The following is a 3,591-nucleotide window of genomic DNA, read 5'->3' as shown; positions in this document are numbered from 1 at the left end:
AGACATGGGGACGCCGTCCGTGTCGGAATCCGCAGCCCGCCTCGTCCGCCAATTCACCCGGAGGGCAGACGGAGGGCAGACGGAGGGCAGACGGCGGGCCGCGCCGCCGCCCGGCGACCGTCGGGGGTGGGGGAGGCTGGGCGCCTCGTACCCGGACGGCTTACGATCCTCTGCGTGTCCAAACTGACCGACGTGCCCAAACGGATCCTGATCGGGCGCGCACTGCGCAGTGACCGGCTGGGGGAAACCCTCCTGCCCAAGCGCATCGCACTCCCCGTCTTCGCTTCCGACCCGCTGTCCTCCGTGGCGTACGCGCCGGGCGAGGTGCTGCTGGTCCTCTCCATCGCGGGCGTGTCGGCGTACCACTTCAGCCCCTGGATCGCGGTCGCGGTCGTGGTGCTGATGTTCACCGTGGTGGCGTCGTACCGGCAGAACGTGCACGCGTACCCCAGCGGCGGCGGCGACTACGAGGTGGCGAACACCAACCTCGGCCCCAAGGCCGGCCTCACCGTCGCCAGCGCGCTGCTCGTCGACTACGTCCTCACCGTCGCCGTCTCCATCTCCTCCGGTGTGGAGAACCTCGGCTCGGCCATCCCCTTCTTCGTCGAGCACAAGGTGCTGTGCGCGGTCGGCATCATCGTGCTGCTGACGCTGATGAACCTGCGCGGGGTGAAGGAGTCCGGGAAGCTCTTCGCGATCCCGACGTACGTGTTCGTCGTGGGCGTCTTCGTCATGATCGGCTGGGGCGCGTTCCGCGGACTGGTCCTCGACGAGACCATGAGGGCCCCCACCGCCGGCTTCGAGATCAAGGCCGAGCACCAGGGACTCGCCGGCTTCGCGCTGGTCTTCCTGATGCTGCGCGCCTTCTCCTCCGGCTGTGCCGCGCTCACCGGCGTCGAGGCGATCTCCAACGGCGTGCCCGCCTTCCGCAAGCCCAAGTCGAAGAACGCGGCCACCACGCTGGCGGCGATGGGCCTGCTCGCCGTCACCATGTTCTGCGGCATCATCGGCCTGGCCATGGCGACCAAGGTCCGCATGGCCGAGAACCCGGCCCACGACCTGCTGAGGAACGGCGTCCCGATCGGTGACGGATACGTCCAGAACCCGGTGATCTCGCAGGTCGCGGCCGCCGTCTTCGGCGACGGAACGTTCTTCTTCGTCCTGCTCGCCGCCGCCACGGCCCTCGTGCTGTTCCTGGCCGCCAACACCGCGTACAACGGCTTCCCGCTGCTCGGCTCGATCCTCGCCCAGGACCGCTACCTGCCGCGCCAGCTCCACACCCGCGGCGACCGGCTCGCCTTCTCCAACGGCATCGTGCTGCTCGCCGGCGCCGCCGGACTGCTGGTGTGGATCTACGGCGCCGACTCCACGCGCCTCATCCAGCTGTACATCGTGGGTGTGTTCGTCTCCTTCACGCTCAGCCAGACCGGCATGGTCCGGCACTGGAACCGCCACCTGAGGACGGAGAAGGACCAGGCGAAGCGGCGGCACATGATCCGCTCCCGGGCCATCAACACCTTCGGCGCCTTCTTCACGGGCCTGGTGCTGGTCGTCGTCCTGGTCACCAAGTTCACGCACGGCGCGTGGGTGGCCCTGGTGGGCATGGTGATCTTCTACGCGACGATGACGGCGATCCGTAAGCACTACGACCGGGTCGCCGACGAGATCGCGGCACCGGAGGGCCCGAGCGACGACGTCGTACGCCCCTCCCGCGTCCACTCGGTGGTGCTGATCTCGAAGATCCACCGCCCGACCCTGCGCGCCCTCGCCTACGCCAAGCTGCTGCGCTCGCACACCCTGGAGGCGCTCAGCGTCAACGTCGACCCGGCCGAGACGAAGGCGCTCCAGGAGGAGTGGAGCCGACGCGGCATCGACGTACCGCTGAAGGTCCTGGACTCGCCGTACCGCGAGATCACGCGGCCGATCATCGAGTACGTGAAGGGGCTGCGCAAGGAGTCCCCGCGCGACGCGGTGTCCGTGATCATCCCCGAGTACGTGGTCGGCCACTGGTACGAGCACATCCTGCACAACCAGAGCGCGCTGCGGCTGAAGGGCCGGCTGCTGTTCACGCCGGGCGTGATGGTCACCTCGGTGCCGTACCAGCTGGAGTCCTCCGAGGTGGCGCGCAAGCGGGCCCGCAAGCGCCAGGACTGGAACGCGCCGGGAGCGGTCCGCCGGGGCCCCGCGGAACGGCCCAAGGAGACCAGGGCGCCCAGCGCGAAGAGCTGACGCGACGGGCTTGTGGTAACCGGCCGGATGACACCCACGTAGACTGGTGGGCTGTTGTCCGGCCGCTCGCCGTTCGCGTCGTCACCGGCGTCGTCACCCGTTACGTCTTGGAGTCACCCCACCATGCAGGCAGAAGAGAAGAAGACGCTGGTGGGGGAGGAGTACGAGGTCGAGATCGGCCCCGTCGCCCACGGCGGCCACTGCATCGCCCGCACGTCCGAGGGCCAGGTCCTCTTCGTCCGGCACGCGCTGCCGGGCGAGCGGGTCGTCGCGCGGGTGACGGAGGGCGAGGAAGGGGCGCGCTTCCTGCGCGCCGACGCGGTGGAGGTGCTGTCGGCGTCCAAGGACCGTGTCGAGGCCCCCTGTCCGTACGCCGGTCCGGGCCGCTGCGGAGGCTGCGACTGGCAGCACGCCAAGCCGGGGGCCCAGCGCCGGCTCAAGGGCGAGGTCGTCGCCGAGCAGTTGCGGCGGCTCGCGGGCCTCACACCCGAGGAGGCGGGCTGGGACGGCACGGTGATGCCGGCCGAGGGCGACAAGCTTCCGGCGGGCGAGGTCCCGGCGTGGCGCACGCGCGTGCAGTACGCGGTGGACGCCTCCTCCGGCCGCGCGGGCCTGCGCCGCCACCGCTCGCACGAGGTCGAGCCGGTCGACCACTGCATGATCGCGGCTCCCGGAGTGACCGAGCTGGGCATCGAGAAGCGCGACTGGACGGGCATGGAGTCCGTCGAGGCCATCGCGGCGACGGGCTCGCAGGACCGCCAGGTGATCCTGACGCCGCGTCCGGGAGCGCGACTGCCCCTCGTCGAACTGGACAAGCCCGTCTCGGTCATGAGGGTCGAGGAGAAGGACGGCGGAGTCCACCGCGTTCACGGCCGCCCCTTCGTACGTGAACGTGCGGACGGGCGCACGCACCGGGTCGGCAGCGGCGGCTTCTGGCAGGTGCACCCGAAGGCGGCCGACACCCTCGTCACCGCCGTGATGCAGGGGCTGCTGCCGCGCAAGGGCGAGATGGCGCTGGACCTGTACTGCGGAGTCGGCCTCTTCGCGGGCGCCCTCGCGGACCGCCTCGGCGACAAGGGCGCGGTCCTCGGCATCGAGTCCGGCAAGCGCGCGGTGGAGGACGCCCGGCACAACCTGGCCGACTTCGACCGCGTCCGCATCGAACAGGGCAAGGTCGAGTCGGTCCTCCCCCGCACCGGCATCACCGAGGTCGACCTCATCGTCCTGGACCCACCCCGCGCGGGCGCGGGCCGGAAGACGGTCGAGCACCTCTCGACACTGGGTGCCCGCAGGATCGCCTACGTGGCCTGCGACCCGGCCGCCCTGGCGCGGGACTTGGGGTACTTCCGGGAGGGCGGGTAC

Annotated in this window: 2 protein-coding genes; both read left to right on the top strand. The window is 70.6% G+C overall.

Going from position 1 to position 3,591, the window contains the following annotated elements; translation table 11 throughout:
- Positions 1 to 174 precede the first annotated feature (174 nt).
- Positions 175 to 2,229, top strand: coding sequence for an APC family permease (locus tag FNH08_RS47015; protein ID WP_322726560.1), 2,055 nt, complete (start codon positions 175 to 177; stop codon positions 2,227 to 2,229).
- Between the two features lie 123 nt (positions 2,230 to 2,352).
- A partial coding sequence (locus FNH08_RS47010; protein ID WP_152777980.1) for a class I SAM-dependent RNA methyltransferase occupies positions 2,353 to 3,591 on the top strand: 1,239 nt, incomplete at its 3' end.

This window comes from Streptomyces spongiae, from assembly GCF_009377185.1.
Taxonomy (GTDB): Bacteria; Actinomycetota; Actinomycetes; order Streptomycetales; family Streptomycetaceae; genus Streptomyces; species Streptomyces spongiae.
The sequence above is the reverse complement of the archived record's forward strand: the minus strand, read 5'-3'. Positions and strand labels throughout refer to the sequence as shown.